General features: G+C 61.2%; 19 protein-coding genes. All 19 read right to left on the bottom strand.

Going from position 1 to position 24,354, the window contains the following annotated elements; genetic code table 11:
- Nucleotides 1-8: 8 nt before the first annotated feature.
- Entirely contained in the window at nt 9-1,520 is a 1,512-nt protein-coding gene (locus tag AB5Z25_RS02815) for a helix-turn-helix domain-containing protein (protein WP_346965328.1), read from the bottom strand.
- Entirely contained in the window at nt 1,520-4,300 is a 2,781-nt protein-coding gene (locus AB5Z25_RS02810) for an FtsK/SpoIIIE family DNA translocase (RefSeq protein WP_368134740.1), read from the bottom strand. The genes AB5Z25_RS02815 and AB5Z25_RS02810 overlap by 1 nt, the downstream gene beginning before the upstream one ends.
- A 1-nt stretch (nt 4,301) precedes the next feature.
- Nucleotides 4,302-5,972, bottom strand: coding sequence for a ribonuclease J (locus AB5Z25_RS02805; protein ID WP_006235967.1), 1,671 nt, complete (start codon nt 5,970-5,972; stop codon nt 4,302-4,304).
- 637 nt (nt 5,973-6,609) lie between these two features.
- Complete coding sequence (locus tag AB5Z25_RS02800) at nt 6,610-8,856, bottom strand: polyribonucleotide nucleotidyltransferase (protein ID WP_055309899.1); 2,247 nt, start codon at nt 8,854-8,856, stop codon at nt 6,610-6,612.
- 150 nt (nt 8,857-9,006) lie between these two features.
- Complete coding sequence (gene rpsO / locus AB5Z25_RS02795) at nt 9,007-9,285, bottom strand: 30S ribosomal protein S15 (RefSeq protein WP_217108130.1); 279 nt, start codon at nt 9,283-9,285, stop codon at nt 9,007-9,009.
- 138 nt (nt 9,286-9,423) lie between these two features.
- Nucleotides 9,424-10,173 carry a DNA repair protein RecO gene (gene recO / locus AB5Z25_RS02790; RefSeq protein ID WP_368134739.1) on the bottom strand — a complete coding sequence of 250 codons (750 nt, stop codon included), beginning with the start codon at nt 10,171-10,173 and terminating at the stop codon, nt 9,424-9,426.
- A 15-nt stretch (nt 10,174-10,188) separates the two neighbouring features.
- A complete protein-coding gene (era, locus tag AB5Z25_RS02785; RefSeq protein WP_368134738.1) occupies nt 10,189-11,220 on the bottom strand; it encodes a GTPase Era in 1,032 nt (343 codons plus the stop codon).
- Between the two features lie 12 nt (nt 11,221-11,232).
- A complete protein-coding gene (locus AB5Z25_RS02780) occupies nt 11,233-11,610 on the bottom strand; it encodes a diacylglycerol kinase family protein (protein ID WP_117639888.1) in 378 nt (125 codons plus the stop codon).
- Nucleotides 11,611-11,619: 9 nt separating this feature from the next.
- On the bottom strand, nt 11,620-12,129 hold the full coding sequence (gene ybeY, locus AB5Z25_RS02775; protein WP_368134737.1) for an rRNA maturation RNase YbeY: 510 nt from the start codon (nt 12,127-12,129) through the stop codon (nt 11,620-11,622).
- Complete coding sequence (locus AB5Z25_RS02770; protein WP_368134736.1) at nt 12,126-13,112, bottom strand: PhoH family protein; 987 nt, start codon at nt 13,110-13,112, stop codon at nt 12,126-12,128. The genes ybeY and AB5Z25_RS02770 overlap by 4 nt, the downstream gene beginning before the upstream one ends.
- A complete protein-coding gene (locus AB5Z25_RS02765; RefSeq protein WP_368134735.1) occupies nt 13,093-14,385 on the bottom strand; it encodes a MiaB/RimO family radical SAM methylthiotransferase in 1,293 nt (430 codons plus the stop codon). The genes AB5Z25_RS02770 and AB5Z25_RS02765 overlap by 20 nt, the downstream gene beginning before the upstream one ends.
- A 9-nt stretch (nt 14,386-14,394) precedes the next feature.
- The gene (gene dnaJ / locus AB5Z25_RS02760; protein WP_099431798.1) at nt 14,395-15,543 is read right to left on the bottom strand and encodes a molecular chaperone DnaJ; all 1,149 of its coding nucleotides are present in this window, start codon (nt 15,541-15,543) and stop codon (nt 14,395-14,397) included.
- 81 nt (nt 15,544-15,624) lie between these two features.
- Nucleotides 15,625-16,728: a DnaJ domain-containing protein gene (locus tag AB5Z25_RS02755; protein WP_349127525.1), complete on the bottom strand. Its 1,104-nt coding sequence runs from the start codon at nt 16,726-16,728 to the stop codon at nt 15,625-15,627.
- A 58-nt stretch (nt 16,729-16,786) separates the two neighbouring features.
- On the bottom strand, nt 16,787-18,019 hold the full coding sequence (gene hemW / locus AB5Z25_RS02750; RefSeq protein WP_368134734.1) for a radical SAM family heme chaperone HemW: 1,233 nt from the start codon (nt 18,017-18,019) through the stop codon (nt 16,787-16,789).
- A gap of 2 nt (nt 18,020-18,021) precedes the next feature.
- On the bottom strand, nt 18,022-19,065 hold the full coding sequence (gene dusB / locus AB5Z25_RS02745; RefSeq protein WP_368134733.1) for a tRNA dihydrouridine synthase DusB: 1,044 nt from the start codon (nt 19,063-19,065) through the stop codon (nt 18,022-18,024).
- A gap of 4 nt (nt 19,066-19,069) precedes the next feature.
- Nucleotides 19,070-20,881, bottom strand: a complete 1,812-nt coding sequence (gene lepA / locus AB5Z25_RS02740; protein WP_117770326.1) for a translation elongation factor 4 — start codon at nt 20,879-20,881, stop codon at nt 19,070-19,072.
- 96 nt (nt 20,882-20,977) lie between these two features.
- Nucleotides 20,978-21,244: a 30S ribosomal protein S20 gene (gene rpsT / locus AB5Z25_RS02735; RefSeq protein ID WP_022094714.1), complete on the bottom strand. Its 267-nt coding sequence runs from the start codon at nt 21,242-21,244 to the stop codon at nt 20,978-20,980.
- Nucleotides 21,245-21,377: 133 nt separating this feature from the next.
- On the bottom strand, nt 21,378-22,340 hold the full coding sequence (gene holA / locus AB5Z25_RS02730) for a DNA polymerase III subunit delta (RefSeq protein WP_368134732.1): 963 nt from the start codon (nt 22,338-22,340) through the stop codon (nt 21,378-21,380).
- A gap of 78 nt (nt 22,341-22,418) precedes the next feature.
- Nucleotides 22,419-24,354, bottom strand: a 1,936-nt coding sequence (locus AB5Z25_RS02725) for a DNA internalization-related competence protein ComEC/Rec2 (protein WP_368134731.1), incomplete at its 5' end; no start/stop codon positions are given.

The raw sequence follows: 24,354 nt of genomic DNA, 5'->3' as shown, positions 1-24,354 counted from the left end.
CGAGCGGCCTAGTAGCTATCGTACGAATTGTCGGTAGAATCGGTGGGTGTCTGACCGTCAGTTGCGGTATCGGCGCCATCCGTGGACTGGGCATCGGTACCGTCGGTGGTATCGGTACCATCGGTGGTGTCGGTACCATCAGAACTTTCACCATTCTCGGAATCAGTCGTCTCCTTCTTGGGAACGGTGATTGTCACACGTGCCACGCCCGAGGTCTTGGTATCGTAACGGACCTTTTCACCGTTCTTGGTAACGGTGACATCGGAAGGCTTGGATGTGGTGATCTCGATCGAGGACTCGGGCGTGTACTCCTGCTCAAAGGGGCCAGTCGCCTGGGCGCCATAGACCGACTTGCCGTCGACCTTGACCTCAATCCACGCGGTCTTTCCCTTGGCAACGGAGACCTTGACCTTCGTGACCTCATTCTCTTCCTTCTTGGCCGTCGTCTTGGTAGCGTCCGAATCAGTCGACGCATCCGTCGCCTCATCGGCGTCTTCGTCCTCGTCGACCGTTTCGGACTTCTTAGAAGACTTCTTGGTCGTCGTCTTGGTAGCAGTGGGCGTCTCGGGCGTGTTCTCGGGCGCCGAAGATGCGCAGCCGCGCAGAAGCACCACGATGAGCACGATCAGCAGCAGCGCCACGGCACCGATGCCGGCGTAGACGATACGCGGATCGAGCCCGTTGTTTTGAGGAGTACGGGATCCGCCACGTCCACGACCGGAACTGCTGCGGCCGCCTCCCTGAGGCATACGACCACGATTGCTATCGGAACGGCCGCGATAGCCGCCCTGGCCCTGAAGGCTGCGCTGACCCGAGCGGGGCGCAAGCTCACCGCGGCCTTGATAGCCACGCTGGCCCGAACGCGAAGCCGAAGAGCGCTGGCCATACGGCTGTGATTGAGAGCGAAGACGCGGCGTCACCTGCGTGGTATCGGCATCCGCATAGCCACCGCGAGAGCGTCCCATAGAGGCACCACGGTAACCACGATCGGAATAGCCGCCGTCGCCGTAGCCGGCACGAGGGTCACGCGCCACGCCGCGGGCAGCGGGAAGTGCACGGTCCTCGGGCATCGGCGTACTGCGGAACCGGTCACGCTGTGAGCGAATCTCCTCGCCCGAACCCGTCTCGGTAATATAACCGGCCTGCTGAGGACGCTGTCCATAGCGGGTCGAACGACCGCCCTGAACCATCAGGAAGCGCCCGTTATCGACCGAGGAACGCGAATTGACGTAGCCGGCGGCGTCCTGAAAACGACCGCCCTGCTGCGACGTCTCGCGTTCGTATGCCATCAGGTCGTCAAAGTAGGCATTGACGACCTCGCGCGGATTGAGGCCCAAAAAGCGAGCATAGCTCGAAATCATGCCCTGCGCATAGCCGCGCGGCGGCATCGAGGCAAAGTTACCGGTCTCGAAAAACTCGATGATCTGCGGCCTGATTTTGATGGTGTTGGCGACCTGCTGAATGGAAAGGCCCATTCGGCGACGCTGCTCGAGCAGCATGTCACCAAAGCGTGCAGCCATCAGAATCCTCCAAACTCACGATCTTCACGTGCTATCTCGGCGTCGACAGATTCCAGCGCGGCAAGCCCCTCCTCGTCCAACAGGACCTCGCGCGGCTTGGAACCGTCGGGCGGGCCGACGACACCCTTTTCTTCCAGCATGTCCATAATACGCCCGGCACGCGCATAGCCAACCTTCAGACGACGTTGCAGGCCAGATGTGGAGCCAAGCTGCGATTCCACCACAATATGGGCGGCTTCCCAAATGAGCGGATCATCGTCTTGCGGCTCGGCTACTCCGGTGCGGACAATACCGCCGCCACCCGCCATGGACATGGAAGCGGGCGCCACGGCAGACAGAATCTCCTCGTGGTAGTCGGGCTCGCTCTGCGACTTGACGAACTCGACAATCTCGTTGATCTCATCATCCGAAACAAAGCATCCCTGAATACGGCGAGGCTTGCCCCAGTCGACCTTGGAGAACAGCATGTCGCCCAAACCGGTAAGCTTTTCGGCACCCATCTGGTCGATGATGACGCGCGAGTCGATACCCGTGGCGACGTTAAAGGCGATGCGGTTGGTGATGTTGGCCTTGATAAGGCCCGTCACCACGTTGGAGCTGGGGCGCTGCGTGGCCACGATAAGATGAATACCGGCGGCACGGCCCAGCTGGGCGATACGCACAATCGACGCCTCGACGTCCTTGCCGGCAACCATCATCAGGTCCGAGAGCTCGTCAATAATGATGACCAGGTAGGGCATCTTTTGCGGCGGGTTGTCGTAATGCTCAAACTCGCCGGCGGCCTGCTTTTCGTTGTAGGTCGAGATCTTACGCACGTTAAGGCGCTCGAAGACCTTCAGGCGACGCTCCATCTCGGACACGGCCCATTGCAGAGCGCTCGCGGCCTGCTTGGGTTCGGTAACGACCGGTACATAAAGATGCGGCAGGCCGTTATAGCCCGCAAGCTCGACACGCTTGGGGTCGACCATGATCAAGCGAACGTCCTCGGGAAGCGCGCGCATGAGCAGGGTCGTGATGATGGAGTTGATCATCACCGACTTACCGGAACCAGTGGTACCGGCGATCAGCAGGTGGGGCATCTTGGCAAGGTCGGCGACGACCGGCGTGCCCTCGGCATCGCGCCCGATTGCGAGCTCGAGCGGACCGCCCTTCACATAGGGCAGCACGTCGCCCAGGTTGACGTTCTGGCGCTTGCGATTGGGGATCTCGATGCCCACGAGCGAGGTGCCGGGGATCGGGGCAAAGATACGCACCGACTGGGCAGCGAGCGAAAGCGCGATATCGTCCTCGAGGCTCGAGATCTTGCTCACGCGCTCGCCCTCGCCAGGTTGCAGCTTAAAGGTCGTCACCGTGGGGCCGGCGATCCAGCCGACCACGCGGGCACTGCGGCCAAACTCAAGCAACGTGGACTGAAGCGACTCGGCAGTCTGCTCCAGCTCCTTGTCCGAAGACGCGGCGGACGCCGACTGCGGGTTGGCGTGCAGGATCTCGAGCGGCGGAAGCTTGAGGCCGTCCTCTTCTTCGCCCTCGTTATCTGCGGCGCCGCCGTCCGCTCCCCCATCGCTAGCCGCAGCCGATTCGACAGCACTCGAGGCAGACGCATCGGCAACCTTGGGATGCTTCAAGAAGTCGGGGATCTGAGGTGCTGCCGAAACAGGATTCACGGCAAACGGCGGCTCGGACTCGTCGATCTTATCGGGGTCGTCTTCCATCGAAAGCTGACCGGTTACCTGGTCGCGCTTTGCATGGCGGCGCGGCAGCAAAGTTGTCTTTGCGGTCTCAATCGGAGCCTCGTCATCCTCGTCATCGCCCTCGGTGAGCTCAATCTCGCTATCGGACCAAGACGGGTCGGGCTCGCTTGTATTGAGCTTAGGCGCAGCCTTGCCCTTCTTGGCATGGCGGCGCGGCAGCAGCGTCGTCTTAGCGCGCTCAGCCTCAACCGACTCGGACACGTCGACAAACGGATCCTCGTCCTCGTCGTCATCGTCCAAAACCGGGTCCACATCGTTGCCCATGACCGTGGTCACGGCAGCATCGGAGCCCTTTTGACGAAGAATGCTCAGGTGCGGACGGGCAACGCCGGGCACCGACAGGGCTTCGTCGTCACCCCACGGGCTGGCGTTGACATCGGCACGACGGCGCTCGGCAAAATCGGCCGCACGGTCGCGAGCAGAGCGCAAAACGCCGCCAACCGAAAAGCCGATGATGACCAAGCCCACGACGACAAAGCCCAACAGGACTACCATCGCGATAGGCTTACCCAGGGCATTCTGCAGCGCACTCGCAATAAACGCACCGATGTAGCCACCCGAGGCGGACAAATTTTGCGGCGTGAACATAAGGTCACAAGAGACACTCGTACCCGGCACCATCAGCGAAAGAATGGAGACGACGGCGATAAAGACCACGGCGCCGCCCGCAACAGAGCGTACGTTGAGCGGCGAGTCCTCGCCTAAAAAGAGCGTGGCGGCAAACAGCAAAATGACGATCGGCAGCACGTAGGCGCCCAGACCAAAGCCCAGGTGGTAGAAACCGGCAACCGCAGCCGTAACGGGTGCGGTCGCCGGCGAAATCACGGCAATGAAGGACGCAATCGCCAAAACGGCGATGACCACGCCGGCGATATCACGGTTGGCCGAGGGCTCAACCAAAGGCTCAAAATCGTCGAAGTCCGCCTCGTGGCCCTTATTGGCACGCAGATGGGAACCGGCACCCTTAGCAGATGCCGGTTGGTTATTGGCCTTATTGCCTTTGGCGTTTTGTGCAGATCCACGCGCCAAACTAAACCTCCATGACGACCGGGATGATCATCGGACGGGTGCGCGTACGGCTCCAGATAAAGTTAGAGAGCGAATCGCGCACGGCCTTACGAATAGCATCGGAACCGCTGCTCGTAAAGCTGAACTTGCCCTTCTCGATCGTCTTCATGATGGACGCGGAGGCATCCTCAGAGAACTGGTCGTCGATGGCAAACGAGACGCCGCGGCCCGAGAACTCGATGGCCTCGATCTTCTTGTGTTTAAGCGAGACGATGGCAACAGCGGTAACCATACCGTCATTGGCGAGCTTCTGACGATCGCGCAAGACGATGGGGTCGGTATCGCCGATACGAAGGCCGTCGACGTAGACGACGCCGGACTCGACGGGCGTACCGCGCTTGACGATACCGCCGCGCATCTCGAGCGTGTCGCCGTTATCGAGGATAAAGATATGATCGTCCTTGATGCCCATCTTGCGGGCAAGCTGGGCATGGGCGCGCAGGTGCACGGCCTCACCGTGAACCGGCATAAAGTACGTGGGCTTGGCCATGGCCATCAGGAGCTTGAGCTCCTCCTGGCTACCGTGGCCCGAGACGTGGACAAGAGCGCGGTTCTTATCCCACACGTCGCAGCCGAGCTTGGCCAGGCTGTTGACGACCTGCTGGACGGCTTTCTCGTTGCCGGGAACGGGAGTTGCCGAGAGGATGACGGTATCGCCCTCGTGGATAGAGAGCGTCTTGTGCTCGCCATTGGCCATGCGGGACAGGGCCGACAGCGGCTCGCCCTGCGAACCGGTGCACATGACGACGATCTTGTCGTCGGGCAGGTTATCGATATCGAAGGCATCGATGATATCGGCATCGTCGATGTTGAGGTAGCCCAGCTCGCGCGCGACGCGGGTGTTGGTGAGCATGGAGCGACCGGTCACAACGACCTTACGGCCGCACTTACGGGCGGCATCGCAGATCTGCTGCAGGCGATGAATGTGGCTCGAGAACGACGCGACGAACACGCGACCCGGGGCGTTCTTGATGGCGTGCAGCAGATTGGGACCAACCTCGGCCTCGGACTTGGTAAAGCCAGGAACCGTGGCGTTGGTGGAGTCGGAAAGCAGCAGGTCGATGCCCTGCTTGGCAAAGCGGCTGATAGCGGCATAGTCGGGAGTGACACCATCGATGGGCGTCTGGTCGAGCTTAAAGTCGCCGGTGTGCATAACGGTGCCCTGGTTAGTGCGAATGAACACGCCCAGAGCGCCGGGGATGGAGTGCGTCATCGAGAAGAAGTCGAGCGAGATGCCACCGAGATTGACATGGCTTCCGCCCTTGACCTCGCGGAACTTGGGCGCGCGGATGCGGAACTCAGAGAGCTTGCCCTCGATAAAGCCAAGCGTCAGCTTGCTCGAGAAGATGGGCACCTTGTTGTTGAGGTCCTGCAGCAGATACGGAAGCGAACCGGTGTGGTCCTCGTGGCCGTGGGTGACGACGATACCGCGGAGCTTCTCCTCGTTCTCCAGGACATAGGTGTAGTCAGGAAGCACCAGGTCGATACCGGGCTGGGAGTCATCCGGGAACATGAGACCGGCGTCGACGAGCACCATGTCGTCGCCGCACTCGAAGACCGTCATGTTCTTGCCGATGCCGTCAAGGCCACCGAGCGGAATGATCTTCAAGGGAGATGATTTTTTAGCTGCCATAGGTTAGTGTGGTTTCCTTTCTTCGAAACGGGTCTGGAACAACCGGCGGGGCGCTTCTGGCAAACCGACCGCCGGGAACGTACAAACATGCATCATAGAGTCGACGCAGTAACCTCAGTATGATACCCATTTGCCCACCAACAGACCACCCATGCATCAAAGCCCCATCTGAACTGGTCCATCCCGCCGGTTTCCCGTGGGGCGGGCACTGATGAAGTTTCCTGCTCTACAGTCCTGCTCACGACGGAGGCCACATTAAGTGGCCTCCTGTTCGTGCGGAACTCGCGATAAACTTCATCAGTGCCCGCCCCACGGGAAACCTGCCAAATAGAGACAGGTTTATTTTGGTCGGTTTTATCTGGGAAGATGCTGCTGCGGCTATCTACAGATCTGTAATCTGACTACTGAATAGACTGTCTAACTAAATAGCGAGCGGCATTAACCAGCCCTTTTGCTTGCGCCCGGGAGGGACGCATATGAAGTTTATCGCGAGTTCCGCACGCAAAGGAAAGCACTTAATATGCTCTCCGTGCGAGCAGGACTGTAGAGCAGGAAACTTTACCTGCGGCCCCGCCGAGAATAGCAAAAGGGCGACCCCCTTAGGAGTCGCCCTTGTTGAGCTGCTTATGTACGGCTGTTACTCGGCGTCGTGGTGACGGCGAGGCTTTCGGCCTCCGTTGTCGCCGGGACGGCGCGGGCGGTCGCTGCGCTCAGAGCGCTCGCGACGCGGACGCTCACGGCGCTGGAAGTGCTCGCCGTCGCCCTCGGAGGCACCCTCGGCGCGAGCCGGGGCCTCGGGCTTGTCAAGACGATCGAGCGAGATCTTGCCGCGATCGTCGACCTCGATGACGACGACCTTGACCTCGTCGCCCACATTGAGGACGTCCTCGACCTTCTCCACGCGGCCCTTGGCGACGCGGGAGATGTGCAGCAGGCCGTCCTTGCCGGGCAGAAGGTTCACGAAGGCGCCGAAGGGCTGGATGGAGACAACGCGACCGGTGTACTCCTCGCCCGGCTCGGGAACCTTGATGATGAGCTTGATACGCTCGACAGCCTGGTCGACGGACTCGCCGGTACCGCCGACAAAGACGGTGCCGTCCTCCTGGATGTCGACCGAAGCGCCGGTCTCGTCCTGGATGCCGCGGATGACCTTACCGCCGGAACCGATGACGTCGCGGATCTTGTCGGTCGGAACCTGGATGGAAACGATGCGCGGGGCAGTGCTGCGCGTGGTATGGCGCGGCTCGGGGATCACATCGAGCATCTTCTGCAGGATGAAGGCGCGACCCTCCTTGGCCTGCTGCAGAGCGCGGGCCAGAATGTCGAAGGTAAGGCCAGTGGCCTTATTGTCCATCTGCAGGGCGGTGATGCCCTCGGTGGTGCCGGTGACCTTAAAGTCCATGTCGCCCAGGAAGTCCTCGAGACCCTGGATGTCGGACAGGACCACGGTCTTGCCCTCCTCCTGGATCAGGCCCATGGCGATACCGGAGACCGGGCGCTTAATGGGCACGCCGCCGTCCATAAGGGCGAGCGTGGAGCCGCAGGTCGAAGCCATCGAAGAGGAGCCGTTGGACTCCATGACCTCGGAGACGACGCGAATGGCGTAGGGGAACTCGTTCTCGTCGGGGAGCACCGGAAGCAGAGCGCGCTCGGCAAGGTTGCCGTGGCCGATCTCGCGGCGCTTGGGGCTGCCCATGCGGCCGGTCTCGCCGGTGCAGAACGGCGGGAAGTTGTAGTGGTGCATGTAGCGCTTGCCCTCGGTGGGCTCGATGGTATCCAGACGCTGGCCCTCGTTGAGCATGCCGAGCGACAGGACGGAAAGCACCTGGGTCTGGCCGCGCTGGAACAGGCCGGAGCCGTGAACGAGCGGCAGGTAGTTGTCCTTCACCATGATGGGGCGAATCTCGTCGGCAGCACGGCCGTCGACGCGCTCGCCGGTCTCGACGACCATGGTGCGCATGGCCTTCTTCTCGAGCTTCTTGAGCGCCACGGGAATCTCGCGCTCCCAAGCGGCCTGCTCCTCCTCGGTGAACTCGGCACGGATGGACTCCTTCAGAGCCTCGACCTTGCCGATACGGGAGAGCTTGTCGGCGTCGCGAAGGGCGGCTGCCATCTCGTCGTAGTGGGCGAAGATGCGCTCCTGGACCTCCTCGACGGGCTGGTCGAGCGGGTACTCCTTCTTGACGATGGGGCCGTTGACTTGCTCCCACTCGGCGACGAACTCGTCCTGAGCCTGGCAGAAAGCAGCAAGGGCCTCCTGGCCAAACTTCATGGCGGCGAGCATGTCGTCCTCGGAGATCTCCTCGGCGCCGGCCTCGACCATCGAGATGAAGTCGGCAGAGCCGCCCAGCTCCAGGTCCAGATCGGAGTTCTCGCGCTCCTCGTAGGTGGGGTTGACGATAAACTCGCCGGTCTCCACGTTACGGCCGATGCGCACGCAGGCAAGCGGGCCCTCGAAGGGCACGCCGCCGAGCGTCATGGCCAGGGAAGCACCCATGACGTTGATGACATCGAAGGGGTTGACCTGGTCGGCGACGAGCGAGGTGGCGACGATATGCACCTCGTTGCGGAAGCCGTCCGGGAAGCTCGGGCGAATCGGACGGTCGATCATGCGCGCGGTGAGCGTGGCCTTCTCGCTGGGACGGCCCTCACGCTTGAGGTAACCACCCGGGATGCGGCCGGCGGCGTACATCTTCTCGTTGAAGTCGACGGTCAGCGGGAAGAAGTCGTAGTTCTTGCGCTCCTTGGAGACGACAACGGTGTCGAGCATCGTGGTGTCGCCCTGCTTGACCAGGCAGGCGCCGGTGGCCTGCTTGGCAAGTTCGCCCGACTCAAAGGTGTAGGTCTTGCCGTACAGCTCAAAGGTCTTGGATACGAGTGTCATTGTTCTCCTTTACCCCACAGGCCCCTTGCCTGCGGGCTTCTCATGTGACGCGGGCCCCCTGCCCCCGCCACGCTTCAGAGCGTGATTGTTCACGCCCTTACACAAAAAGAGCGCCCCGCTGCGCAGGACGCTCTTAGCATGTACAAATCCTTACTGGATGTTGTCGCGGATGCCCAGAGCCTTGATGAGCTCACGGTACTCGACGATGTCGCTCTTCTTGATGTAGGAGAGAAGACGACGACGACGACCGACGAGCATGAGCAGGCCACGACGGGTGTGGAAGTCCTTCTGGTGGGACTTCATGTGCTCGGTCAGCTCCTTGATGCGCTCGGACAGGATGGCGACCTGAACCTTGGGGTTACCGGTGTCGACCGGGGTGTTACCGAACTGGGCAGTCAGCTCCGCCTTGCGCTCTTTGGAAACAGTCATTGTTTCACCTTTCGTTTTACGTCGCCCGCGGGCGACTCGATTCGCCTCGGACTGGGAAGCCGCCGGTGGAGCGAGCAACCAAGGTCGAGGTACCAACAAGTCGGTATGTTACCACAAGCAGCCCGCGCCCGCGCATCATCACCGACCCAACATGAATTCCATCGCACGGAGGCGCTGATCGGCATGTGTTGCCGCCCAGACATGCGAAAGCCCCAACAAAAAAGCGGCAGTATGGGGATCGATCCTCTCAGCCAAAAGCGCATCGAAGGTCATGGACATGAGGGCGCGCAGCCATGCGACCTCACCGGTCGATACCAACTCTGCACCCGGAACGCTCGACGCGCACGAGCCGCACATGAGCCCGCCGGCCTGGGGCGAAAAATACGACAGCATGGGGTCTCCGCACAGCACGCAGGCCGAAAAATCGGGTCGATAGCCAACATACGACAGCAGCTTAAAGACATATGCCGCCACAAGTAGATCCATATGCGCCGTGTCGAGCCCGCTGCCCACCAGGGCAAGCGCTCGCTGCGTTATGGCAAAGGTAAACGGGTCCTCGGCGTCCTCGAACGAGCACACACGCGCGACCTCGGCGATCGCGCTCGCGGCGCAGGTCGTCTCGTAATCGGGCGCAGCGCCGAGCGGCGCCTCCATAAGCTCGGCCTGGGAAACCACGTCAAGCGACCGTCCATGCGCGAGCAGCATATCGACGGTACAGAACAGCTCGCAGCGCGCCGCCAGGCGCCCACCGGGTTTGCGGGCGCCCTTTGCCACGGCGCGAACCTGCCGGCCCCGCTCGTCAAGCATCGTCAGGATCAGGTCCGTCTCTTTGAGCTTCGTCTTGTCGAGGACGAGCACCTTCGTGCGATATGTCCGGGAGCCTGCCATGCGCGCCGTGCGTCCTTAGTCCTCGGCGTTGTAGCCAAAGCGGCGAATCTGGGCCTCGTCGTCACGCCAGCCGGCCTTGACCTTCACGTCCAGCTCCAAAAAGACCTGCGTGCCAAAGATGCGCTCGAGATCGCGGCGGGCGTCGATACCGATATGCTTGATCATCTCGCCGCCCTTGCCGATGATGATGCCCTTTTGGCCCTCGCGCTCGACGTAAATGGTGGCGTGCACGCGCAGCACCTTCTTGGTCTGCTCGAGCGCATCACAGATCACGCCAACGGAGTGCGGAATCTCATCACGGGTGCGGCGCAAGACCTTCTCGCGCACAAACTCGGCAACGAGCGTCTCGTCGGAAGCGTCGGTACCCATGTCCTCGGGGAACCAACGCGGACCCTCGGGCAAAAAGTGCGCAACGGTCTCGATGAAGGCATCAACGTTGAAGTTCTTGACGGACGACGTCACGATCTCATCGTCATATTCCATGAGCTCGTGGGCTGCCTTAAGCTGTTCCATGACCTGTGCGGGGTCGGCCTCATCGGCCTTGGTGAGCACCAGGACCTTCTTGGAACGGGCGCATCTGACGCGCTCGGCAACCCAGGCGTCTCCCCTGCCGATCGGCTTGGTGACATCAATCAAAAACGCGACGACGTCGACATCGTTCAGTTCGAACAACGCGCTCTTGTTGAGCTCGGACCCCAGGCCGTCCTTGGGCTTATGAATACCTGGGGTATCGACAAAGACCAGCTGGTAGCCGGGACGGTTGACGACGGCGCGCATGCGACGACGGGTCGTCTGAGCCACCGGCGAGGTGATGGCGACCTTTTTGCCATAGCAGGCGTTGAGTAGCGTGGACTTGCCGGCGTTGGGGCGGCCGACCAGGGCCACGAAGCCGCTGCGGAAACCGGGTTCAACGTCGCCAAAGCCCGCGAGGCTGTCGTCCTCGTCGCACAGGGCGTCGAGCTCCTCATCGCTCATGCCCTCAAACGGGTCGAACTCCTCGGCCTCGTCATCCAAAATCTCATCGATAGGCTGCATATTGTCGGACATGGGAATCCCTTTCTAAATAAAGCCGAGTGCGTGGGCAAATACCAGCACGCCCACAATCGCGGCGGTGATGGAAAGAACGTATACAGAGGCGGCGGCGATGTCCTTCGCACGCTTGGCCAGCGGATGGAGCTCCTGGGTCGCCAGGTCGACGATGGCCTCCATGGCGGTGTTACACAGCTCGCCATGAATCACCAAGCCACAGCAGATGATAATCGTGGCCCACTCGGCAATGTCGAGCCCCACGATGCAGCCGGCAATGACGGTACACACGCCCGCAACGAGCATGACCTTAATGTTGCGCTCGGTCTTTACGGCGGTGACGAAGCCCTCCATGGCGTAGGAAAACGACTTTAAGAAGGACGGATGGTCCTTGTTAGATCCGGGAATCATAGACGGCTCCTAGTCGTGGGCGTGGTTGGTGATGGGGCCGACATGGACTAGCTTGGGGTCCTCGCCGCGCTCGAGCGCCAGATCGCGCAGGATGGCGTCCTCGCGGGCCTCCATGACCTCGGCCTCGTCGTCATCAATATGGTCATAGCCCAGCAGGTGCAGCATGCCGTGAACGAGCATCAGACGGCACTCGTCAGCGGGGCTATTGCCAAAACCGGGGGCCTGACGGGCAATAACCTGCGGGGCCAAGATAATATCGCCGAGCTCGAGCGTCTCATCGGCGGGAATGTCATCGTCAAAGGCCGAATCGCACTCAAACGAGAGCACATCGGTGGTGCGGTCGATGCCGCGCCACTCGTGGTTGAGCTCGTGCATCTCGTCCTCGTCGACATACGAAAGGGAAATCTCGACTTCACGCTCAACGCCCTCGGCGGCAAGCACGACCTCGCAGATGTGCTCCACCTCCTGCGCGTCGAGCAGCGTATCGAGCTCGGCATCGTTGCTGATCAATACACTCAACGGGACTCCTTTCGGTCGCGCGGGCGCTGCTCGCGCACGTCATCATAAGCATCATATGCCTCGACGATACGACCCACCAGGGCATGACGCACCACGTCGGCACGCTCGAGGTGAGAAAATGCGACATCGTCGACACGGCCCAAAATCTGCTCAACGTCGGCAAGACCGCCACGACGACCCACCAGGTCGCGCTGGCTCAGGTCGCCGGTAATCACGAACTTGGAGTTGAACCCAAGGCGTGTCAGGAACATCTTCATCTGCTCGGGCGTGGTATTTTGCGCCTCGTCGAGCACCACGAAGGCATCACTCAGCGTGCGGCCGCGCATGTAGGCAAGCGGGGCGATCTCGATCACGCCGCGCTCCATAAGCTCATCGGTGCGCTCGCGATCCATCATGTCAAATAGGGCGTCGTAAAGCGGACGCATGTAGGGATCGATCTTTTCCTCGAGGGTGCCGGGCAAAAAGCCCAGATTCTCCCCCGCCTCGACAACCGGACGCGTCAAGATCAGACGGCCCACCTCGTGACGCTTGAGCGCGGCAACGGCGAGCGCCATAGCCAGATAGGTCTTACCGGTACCGGCAGGACCCAAGCCAAACGTGATGGTATGCGAGCGGATGGCATCCACATAGCGCTTTTGCCCGAGCGTCTTGGGGCGAATGACGCGGCCGCGATACGAAAGCAGCACGTCATCGCGAAGCGACGTAGCCTCGTGCTCACCGTCGCGCAAGACAGCCAGGCAGCGAGAGACATCGTCGATAGACAGCGTGCGCCCGGCGGCCGCCTCGCGAAAAGCGTGTTCGAAAAAACGCGCCACGAGTTCGACCTCATCCGGGTCACCGCTCACGGCGATGCTATCGCCACGGGCGACCACGTGAGCGCGAACCAAACTCTCAAGCGCACGAAGAACGCCGTCGCCGACGCCCAAAACGCGCGAGGGATCAATTCCCTCGGGAACGGTAAGTCTAATCTTCGAGGCTTCCATGAACCTCCCTGCGTGCATGGACCAAGCCGGAATCATCGACTCCGATGATAGCAACATCGAGCAGGCACGGGGCTGTAAGTCCACAGGTATCGTCAAGACGGGCATGATGGAACGAGCCGAGCGTCAGGTTGTCACCATACTCGAGCACGGCACGCTCGACCGTGCCCACGCGACGACGAGCGTCGGCAATAGCGAGCTCCTGTGCGGCGGCCCGCATACGGCGGCTGCGCTCGGCCATAACCTCGGGTGGCACCTGGTCGGGCATGTCGGCAGCAAGGGTACCGGGACGCTTGCTGTAGCGGAACACGTGCATACGCGAGAAACCCACACGGCGGCACAGCGCCAGCGACTCCTCGAACTCCTCGTCCGTCTCACCAGGAAAACCGACGATGACATCGCACGAAAGGGACGCCTGGGGCAAGTTGGCGCGAATCATACGCACCGTGTCCTCAAAGGCCTCGGCGCTATAGGGACGGCCCATGCGATGCAGGGTCGCAGTGCAGCCGGACTGCACGGGCAGGTGCAAAAACGGGGCGATACGCTGCGGATAGCGAGCCATAACCTTAAGCAGGCGCTCGGAGATATCCATGGGCTCGACCGAGGAAATGCGCACATGCGGAATAGACGTGCGCTCCATGATGGCCTCGAGCAGCTCATCGATTTCGACGTGCTCGTCGGTCGCGCTCTTGCCATCGTAGGCACCCAGGTTCACACCGGTCAGCACCACCTCGGGCACGCCGGCCTCCTGGGCCTCGCGAACTTGCTCGAGCACGGACTCGACGGGCACGGAGCGCTCGGGGCCGCGTGCCTTCCACACAATGCAATAGGTGCAGCGATGGTTGCAGCCGTCCTGAATCTTCACGCCCAGGCGAGAGCGACCGAGCGCATCGACCACCTCGCCATCGCTGCAGGCGGGAACGCTATCGGATTCGACACCCAGCACCTCGCAGACGCGCTCGGCGACGTCAATCTTGGACGGCTCGGCGATCACGCGATCGGAGAGCTCCAGCAACTCCTCGGGATGCAGGTTGACGACGCAGCCGGTTACGACCACGTAAGGCTCGCCCGGATAGGCCAGCGCATGACGGACGGCCTTACGGGTCTTGGCCTCGGCCTCGCCCGTAACGGCACAGGTGTTAATGACGATCAGATCGGCATCCTGGGGCTCCACAATAGCAAATCCCAGGCGCATAAGATCGGCAGTGATACGGTCAGACTCAACCCGGTTGACGCGGCAGCCGAGGTTGACGACGGAAATATGGGGTGCGAGCACGCGGGCTCCTTAATCGAGGATATCGTCGAGGGCACTCTTGATACGGTCGGTAACCGACTTCTTACCGGAAGCGACGTCATCGCCCATCTCATCGGCAAAAGCACGGAGCAGCTCGCGTTGCTTATTGGAAAGATTGGTGGGAACGACCACGCGCAGTTGCACGATCAGGCGGCCACGCGAACCGCCACCGCCAATGCGCGGCATGCCGTAATTATTGACGCTCACGGTATCGCCGTACTGGGCGCCGGCGGGAACCGTCACCTTAACGACCTCGTCGGGCATAATGCCCTCGACCTCGATCTCGCAGCCGAGCGCAGCCTGCGCAATCGAGATATCGCTCACCAGGTACAGGTCATCACCGTTGCGCTTAAAGCGCTCATGGTCGGCGACGCGCACGTTGACAATCAGGTCGCCCGAAGGCTCGCCGCGAAGGCCGGCCTCGCCAAAGCCGCTCACACGCAGCTGGCGACCGGTCGAAACGCCGGCGGGAATATCGATGTCGATCTTTTCATGCGAAGGCGTGCGGCCCTGACCGTCGCAGGTCTCGCAGGGATGGTCGATGACCGTGCCCTCGCCATGGCAGTCGGGGCAAGGCGAAGAGGACTGAACCTGGCCCAGGAACGAACGCTGAACCGTCGTGACATAGCCCGTGCCGTGGCAGCGGCCGCACTGCTTTTCCTGTGCGCCCTCTGCCCTACCGGTGCCGTTGCAGTCCTCGCAAGGAGCAAGGCGGTCATAGCTGATCGTCTTTTTGCAGCCGAGCGCCGCCTCCTCGAGCGTCACCGAAAGCGAGATGGCCATGTCGCGTCCGCGACGACGCTCACGACGGCTGCGGGCGCCACCGCCGGCACCGCCGCCAAAGAACGACGAGAACAAGTCGTCCATGCCCATGCCACCAAAGATATCGTTGATATCGACGTAGCCCGAACCACCAGGACCGTCGGCGGTGCCGTAACGGTCGTAATTAGCACGCTTCTGCTCATCGGAAAGAACGGAATAGGCCTCGTTGAGCTCCTTGAACTTGGCCTCGGCCTCGGGGTCGTCCGAAACGTCCGGGTGTACGGTACGGGCCTTCTTTAGAAACGCGCGCTTAATCGTCCGCGCGTCGGCATCCCTGTCGACGCCAAGCACCTCGTAGTAATCCCTATTTTCCGACACGACCGAATCCTTCCGACTTTCATTATTGTCACAGTGCGTCCTATACCCAAGCTGGGCTGGCCGCAAACAGAGGGTTTGATGTTATTGCATTTGGTACGGCGAAAGCATGGCCCGTTGCGAGCAGCTCGCGAACCAAACTGACACGAGCGCGAACATGAAGCCGTTGGCAAAACCGTTGGCAAACTGCATCGCACCGCGCTTCCACCACAGCAGACTACGATGAAGCACACCGTCCGAAAGCACCATAAACAGGCCCATGGTAAACGGAATAAAGCACATCACGGCAAAGGCCGAGAACACGCCCGAAATGGCCGACAGCACCAAAAACGGCGCCACGATGCCCATCAGGTAAAAACCGGTACGAGCTTTGCCTTCCAAGCGCTCGGCTTCAACATGGGCGCGGCCGACCAAGTCGCCGCCCGCGGCACCGTTGGTGCCAGCATGTCCCATGCCGCTAATGCGGACCTCGTCGCCATCGTGCGTGCCGGCAGGAAACTCAATCGTCTGCTCGGAGGTTGCGCGAGTACGACCGCTGCCACCACAATCGGGGCAGGGGTCGGCCACGACCTTACCGGAACCGCCGCACTCGGGGCAGACCGACTGGAACGTACCCGCACCAAACAGGAAGGACAGGTCGACGTCGATGTGGCCGCGGCCGCCACAGCTTGGGCAGGTATGGGCATGCTCGGAGGAGACAGAACCCGAGCCGCCGCAATGTCCGCACGTATCGAAGCGCGTGTAGCGGACGGTCTTGCGGGCACCGCCCTTGGCCTCCTTGGCGTCAAGTTTGATATCGACGACCACGTTGGCGCCGTTCTCGGGATTGTAGGCAGCCTGTCCACGACGCTGCTGGCCCCAGGCGCCACCAAAGGGAAAGCCGCCCTCAAAAGGATTGCCATAACCCGTGCTGCCGGCGTAGCTGCCACCATAGGGCGAAGCCGTAGGAGCACCGGCAAAGGGATTGCCAGAACGCATGGCGTCGTAGCGCGCACGTTTTTGCTCATCCGAAAGCACGGCGTAGGCCTCGGAAACCTCTTTAAACTTTTCCTCGGCATCCGGCTCTTTGTTGACGTCCGGATGGAGCTTGCGGGCCTTTTGCTGGAAGGCCTTTTGAATATCACGCGAGGTGGCGTCCTTGGAGACACCCAAAATCTCGTAGTAATCTTTTTCGTTCATCGTCGCCATGCGCGGCAACCTCCTGCTCACAGCAGCGTATATATTCCGGTAATTCTACCCGAGCGGCCTAAGCTAGATCCCAAAACAGCTCGAACAGAACATTTCCATCGAGCCAGCCCAGGTGTGTCGTCGCCAGACGAGCTCGAACATGGCCCGCGACGACATCTGCCGAAGTGAAGGGTCCCTCATGGACCCCGAGCGTCTCGGGCACCCAAGTGGCAAGACCCAATTCGAGCGCGCGATCGCAGGCAGCTGCCAGCTCGCCCGTTGGGATGACACGAACCGCGCGAACCAACAGGTCGGACGCGACACCGCGCGTCATGCGGCAAGCAAGCATCAGGTCTTCGGCCGCGGCCTCGCGCTGCGAGAGATATTCGGCCTCGAACGCCGTCGCGTCATCGTCACGTTGCACCAGACGCACGCGGTACGCATCGCCTCGAGAAGACACGCCGGGGAACAAACCCGCAAGACGGTCGAAATCCTCGGCGTCGAGCATGCCCGCGGCGGAACGACCCAGGCCCAGGTAGCCCCGTCCGGTCCAGTAGGCAATGTTATGGGCGCACTCATGGCCGTCGAGCGCATAGCTTGCCACCTCATAGGGATGATAGCCGGCCGCACCCAGACGCTCACGCGCCACATCCATGCACGAAGCTTGAAAATCCTCGTCGGGCTCGAGCGACTCATCGCGGCACGCCATGCGATAAAGGGGCGTCCCCTCCTCAAGCGTGAGCGGGTAGACCGACACATGATGCGGAGCCGCCGCCAGCACGCCATCGAGCGTGCGCTTCCAACTCACTGCGGTCTGCCCGGGAAGTCCGCACATAAGGTCGCACGACACGTCAAGCCCAGCGTTCTTGACCGTCGCGATGGCAGCGAGCGCCCGATCGGCATCGTGAATACGGCCGATGGCAGTAAGTTCGGTGTTATCGAGCGTTTGCACGCCCAGAGAGACGCGTGTGACACCAACCTTGACAAGTGCAGTGGCAAGCTCGGCGGTCAGCGACTCGGGATTGGCCTCGCAGGTAAACTCAACGGGGGCGCACCACGCACGAATACGCCGCGCCAGCTCCACCAGGCGCTCCCCCGCCAGCGACGGCGTACCGCCGCCAACATAGACGGTGCGGATCTGGTCGAGGGCCCCAGCCTTGCCAAAAGCATCGAGGCGCGCGTACAACTGCTCAAAATAGGAATCGAGCGCAGCGCTCAGGTCGCACGGAGCAAAACTGCTCGAGTCAAAGTCGCAATAGCGGCATTTATGAGCGCAAAACGGCACGTGCACGTACAGCGCGGTAACGGCCACCCTTAAGCCTCCAGCGGATGAGGGGGCACCAATTCGCCGGCGGCAAGGGCAGCCTCGCAGGCCACCACATCGCGCTCGATCTCATCGACCAGCGCCATGAACTCCTCATACGTGGAGCAGCGCACCACATGGGCACGCCAAGCGGCGGCATGGGGCATGCCTTTTAAGTACCAGCTTGCGTACGTACGGGCACGCGACATGAGCGGCAGGAGCTCATGCGTCAGCGTTAGGTGCTCACGCAGGGCGTCTAAGCGCTCGACGGAGCTGCGCGCCGGCACCGGCGTGCCATCGAGCGCAAGGGCGCGAGCATCACCGAACACCCACGGATTGCCGTAGATGCCGCGCGCGATAAACACCGCGCTGGCACCCGAGCTGCGCAGATGCTCCGCGGCATCCTCGGCGCAGAACACATCGCCCGAACCGATCACGGGAATCTCGACGGCGTCGGCCACCTCATCGACGACCGACCAATCGGCCTGCCCTGTGTAGAGCTGCGTGGCGCAACGACCATGCACCGCCACCGCGGCGGCACCGGCGCCTTCGAGCATCTGGGCAAACGTCGCGGCATTACGGTCCTCGGCGTAAAAGCCCTTGCGGATCTTTACGGTCACGGGCACGTGCGCCGCGCCCACCGTGGCCTCGACGATCTTCTCGGCCAAATCGGGCGTGCGCATAAGGGCAGAGCCCTCGCCCTTGGTGACAACCTTGCGGGCAGGACAGGCCATGTTGATATCGATGAGCGACAGACGATCGCCCACACGATCCTCGACGGCGGCGACGGCGCTCGCAAACTGCTCGGGCTTGGAGCCAAAGAGCTGCACGCAAATCTGCTGCTCCTCGTCGGCCGGCAGCACCAGGCGCCACGTTTTGTTGCTAGCATAGGCAAGGCCCGCCACGCTCACCATCTCGCTATAGGCGAGATTGGCACCGCGGCGACGGCACATGATGCGGTAGGCGGGGTCGGTCACGCCCGCCATGGGAGCCATAAGGAACGGTTGCTCGGCATAGGCGCCCAGCAGCCGCAGACTATATTCGGAAAGCGCCATAGACCTACTCGTCCACCTTGAGGATCGCCATAAAGGCCTCCTGCGGAACCTCGACAGAACCGATGGCCTTCATGCGTTTCTTGCCCTCTTTCTGCTTCTCGAGCAGTTTGCGCTTACGCGAGATATCGCCGCCGTAGCACTTGGCAAGCACGTCCTTGCGACGCGCCTTGACGGTGGAGCGGGCAATGATCTTGTTGCCGATAGCACCCTGGATGGGAACCTCGAACAGCTGACGCGGAATGATTTCCTTGAGCTTGTCGCATAGACCGCGGGCAAGACCGTAGGCCTTGTCCTTGTGGACGATAAACGACAGCGCGTCCACCTCGTCGCCCGAAAGCAAGATATCGAGCTTCACGAGCTCGGAGGGACGATACTCGTTGAACTCGTAGTCGAGCGAGGCATAGCCCTTGGTTCGGCTCTTGAGCTGGTCAAAGAAATCCAAGATGAGCTCGGCAAGCGGCATATCGAAGCGCATCTCGACCGACTTGCTCGTGAGATGGATCATGTCGGTAGTAATGCCGCGGTGCTCGATAGCGAGCTGCATGACGGCACCCGTATACTCGGGCGGGCAGATAATCTTGGCCTTGAGGTAGGGCTCCTCAATGCGCTCGATGCGCGTAGCCTCGGGCAGATCCTGCGGGCTGCGGACATCAATCATCTCGCCGTCAGTCTTGTAGACGTGATAGTCGACCGATGGACTCGTGGCAATGAGGTCAAGATTGAACTCGCGCTCCAGGCGTTCCTTGACGACTTCCATGTGCAGCAGGCCCAAGAAGCCCACGCGGAAGCCAAAGCCGAGCGCCACCGAGGTCTCGGGCTCCCACACCAACGACGGGTCGTTGACGTGCAGCTTATCGAGCGCGTCACGCAGGTTCTCGTAGTCCTTGTTATCGATCGGGAACAGGCCCGTATAGACCATGGGCTTGGCCTCGCGGTAACCGGGAAGCGGCTCGGGGCAGGGATTCGACGCCCACGTGAGGGTATCGCCCACGCGAACGGCCTCGGGGTCCTTCAGGCCCGTGACCACGTAGCCCACCTCGCCGACCGTCAGCGCATCGACCGGGGTCTCGGCGGGACGCTTGACGCCCACGCCATCGACCAAAAAGTCGCCCTTTGCCTGCATCATGCGCAGGGTATCGCCCTTTTTGATGGAGCCGTCAAAGATGCGCACCGTGGCGACGACGCCACGATACTCGTCGAAGTACGAATCCAGGATGAGTGCCTTGAGCGGCGCGTTCGCATCGCCCTTGGGCGGAGAGATCAAAAAGACAATGGACTCCAGCAGATCGTGGATGCCCTCGCCGGTCTTGCCCGAGACACACACGGCATCATCGGCAGGAATCGCCAGGTCATCCTCGATCTCGGTCTTAACCTCGTCGGGATGAGCCGAGGGCAGGTCGATCTTGTTGATGGCCGGCACAATGTCCAGATTGGCGTTCATGGCAAGCGTCGCGTTGGAGACGGTCTGTGCCTCGACGCCCTGTGTGGCGTCGACAACGAGCACCGCGCCCTCACAGGCTGCCAGCGAGCGCGAGACCTCATAGGTAAAGTCCACGTGGCCCGGCGTATCGATCAGATTGAACTGATACGTCTCGCCATCGTCGGCGTCATAGGACACGCGAACGGCATTGGACTTGATCGTGATGCCGCGCTCGCGCTCGATATCCATGGTGTCGAGCAGCTGCGACTCCATGTCGCGTTCGTCGACGGTATGGGTGAGCTCGAGGATGCGATCGCTGATCGTGGACTTGCCATGGTCGATGTGCGCAACGATTGAGAAGTTGCGGATGTGGGAAATGTCAATTGAAGTATTCATGCGGACTATCTTACCCGAGCGGTACAAAAAATGGAGCCTGTTCCATAAAACAGGCTCCATTTATGCGCGTAATCTGTGTGGTGTGAAATTTACAACTTAGGCGTTGATGCTGTTCACGAGCTTGGCAAGACCGGACTTGCGGTTGGAAGCCTGGTTCTTGTGGATAACATGCTTGGCGGCAGCCATGTCGAGACGCTTGGTGACGGTCTTGAGGGCAGCCTGGGCCTTCTCGGCGTCGCCCTCGGCGACGGCGGACTGGACGTGCTTGGTCAGCGTCTTGAGCTCGGACTTGACAGCCTTGTTACGCATGCGAGCTGCCTCATTGGTGCGGATACGCTTCTTCTGAGACTTGATGTTTGCCACTTCTGGAGTTCCTTTCGAGTTCCTTGCAAAAAATGTATGACACCTCTGAGACACGGTGAGGTCATGCAAGCGCCTACTATAGCACGCTCCCCCTCAAAGGGATAGAACGAATTTGTCAAATAGGCAGGTATCATCACGATTTTCTCAAGATGTTCGTAATCCAGAGCAAAAGCGCGGTCTGAGAATCGGCCGAACCCTTGAGCGCGAGCTCCACATCAACGGCACCCTCGAGCGCTGCGACGAGCTCTGCCATCGAAAAGCGACGTGCCCAGGTCAGGTGATTCTTGACCTGCCAGGACTGGAGTTTGAGCGTTGCGGCCAGCTCACGACCCTGTCCGCGCGCATCGAGCGCCTTGGCAACGATAAGCTCGCGAATGCGGCCGCACAGCAATGTGTACGTCCACACGTAGCTCTTGGCGGGCATTAGATTGAAGAGCTCGAGCGAACGGCGCATGTCACGGGCCGAGACCGCATTGAGAAAGTCCCAGGGTTGAACCTCGGCCGTACGTACAATCCAGCGCTCCACATCGGCAAGCTCAATTTGGGGCGCCTCGACCATCTGGGCAAGCTTAACCAAGTCGTTATCGAGCATGCGAGTGTTTTCACCCGAACGCGAGACGAGTTCCTCGGCGGCCGCCGTCGAGATCGACTTGCCGTGCTGCGTCGCCATCTGCTGCACGCGACGCGGCAGCTCCCAGCGCTTGGTGCCGGAGCAATCGATCACGGCCTTCTTGTCGATTTTGGCGATCGCCTTATACAGGCGCGTGTTCTTGGCAAGCGAGTCGGCGATGATGAGGCAGACCGTTGTGGGGCTGGGACTCGCCAGATACTCAACGAGCGGCTCCGAGACCGCCTTAGCGAGCTTTGAGCAGCCATCAAGGATTACCAGGCGAAACTCGCTGCCCATCGGAAAGGTGTTAAGCGATCCGATAATGGACTCGATATCGGGGTCCTTGGTCATGTCGCGCTCGTCGATGTTGAACTCGACCATGCCCGTCTTTTCCAGACGCGCTTTCATGCGCGAGACGGCGTGATCGCGCTTGACTCCGTCGGTACCGACGATCAGATATGCCGGCAGCAGACCGATTTCGGACATTGCGCTCCCCTCCCGCAGGCCTTCGTATTCGTTCCGTGCCATTCTAGCCCAGGGGCCCACCACACGCCAACGACGTCGTCATGGTCGCTGGCATCGCATCGCAAAGCCATTCGCAGTTGGCGTGACGGTAATGTCGCCGTGTTCGATGGTGCACGCGAACACGCCGCCCGCTTCCATAACGGCATCGATGCAGGCATCGGACGGATGGCCGTATCGATTCCCCTCGCCCGCGCTCGCGAGGGAAAGCTCGGGCTTCAGGACGTCCAGCAACTCACCATCGACTGAAACCTTAGAGCCGTGATGCCCAAGTTTAAGTACATCGATATCTCCCACCTCCTGCACGAATTCCCGTTCTTGATCGAGCTCGGCATCACCGGTGAGGAGCACACGCAGGCCCTTGCCTTCCTGAACATAAGAGAGCAGCAGGACAAGCGAGTCCTCATTTCCCTCGCCATCCACGGACTCGAATGGCCACATCACGCGGGCGCAAAATGAGCCGATGTCGACCGTATCCCCACGGCGCACCTGCCGATACTCCACGCCAGGTCGGTTCAATACCTCGGCAGGAGCATCCTCCAGCGCATCCGCCGCCACGGCAATCGTTCTGACCGAAAACTGATCGAGCACGGCAGGCAGACCACCCCAGTGGTCCTCATCCCAATGCGTCACAAAGACGGCATCGATATGGTGCACGTTATTGCGAACCAACGCCGCCACCACGCGCTCGTCGAGCCCGCAGTCGACGAGCGCTACTGTGCCGCCCTGGCGGATAAGAATCGCATCGGCCTGGCCCACATCGAGCACCGTCACCGAAGGCGGAGCGAACCGATCCCAGTAGGCGTACGGAATCGCAGCCAAGAACACCAGGCACGTAAGCCCCACCGCCATAGGACGTGCACGGGGACGCGGCCACCAGACCAGCAGAACCGCCAGCAAACACGGCACTAGGTAAATCCACATGCTATCGGGCGGCACACTCACGGATGCACCCGGCACGGCGGCAAACAGCTGCTCGAAGAACAGTGCGCAACGGGCGGCAACCATGGGCACAATGAGCGCCCAAATCCGCAATTGTGCCACGAGCGAATAGGGAACCAGTACGATCGACACAGCGAGCAGTACGCTCACCACCGGACCGATGACCGCATTTGCCAGCGGAGCAATGAGCGAGAACGTACCGAAGGCAGGAATGGTAATGGGGAGCGTCGCCAACTGCGAGCACAGCGTGACGGAAAGCATGCTGGCAACGCCCGACGGCACACCCAACTCACCCAAAGCGTAGGTCGCATAGGGGCAAAAGCACAGAATGGCTAAGACGCTGGCACATGAAAGCTGAAAGCCCATCTCGAACAGCACCGTCGGCCGCAGTAGCACAAAGATGGACATGGTTACGAAGAGCGCCGATGCGCCGTGCCGGCGACGCCCTGCGCCGTTTACGACAAGCGTCGCGAACACCATGCAGCACGCGCGCACGGCCGAGGGAGACGCGCCCGTAAAGGCAGCGTAGCCCACAAGCGTTATCGCCAATATCGCCCGCCGAAGACCACGTGAACACCGAGTCTTTTGCAATACGCCCTCAATTACAAACCCCACGATAGCCAAATGGCTGCCCGAGACGGCGATAAGATGCGCCGTACCCGTCACCGAAAACCAGTCGCCCGCCTGCTGGGCGCGCAGCTCGGCCGAACGACCGCAAACGACACCGGCTATGAGCGCACGCGCCGGGTCGGTCGCAGGCGCAATGGACGCAAGCAGCTCATTTCGCAGCCGAAGCAGCGGCCCCGGAGAGCCCTCATCGACCGACAAAATCCGAACGGCTTTAACCTTGCGCACCTCGCCTCGGAGCGCTCGCGATCGTCCATACGCATCGTTCTCAAAACGTGAAACGCGACCGATAACACGCACGTGCGCCCCAAACTTGAGCTCGCGGTCACACGTTAGGCGAACCGTTGCCAAGCTCTTACCGTCCGCGCGTGCCTCGCAGGTATAGGAATACACGTCGTCGTTTATGGAT

The organism is Collinsella aerofaciens, assembly GCF_040910325.1.
In the GTDB taxonomy this organism is placed as follows: Bacteria; Actinomycetota; Coriobacteriia; order Coriobacteriales; family Coriobacteriaceae; genus Collinsella; species Collinsella aerofaciens_BL.
This window is presented reverse-complemented; position numbering and strand designations above follow the sequence as displayed.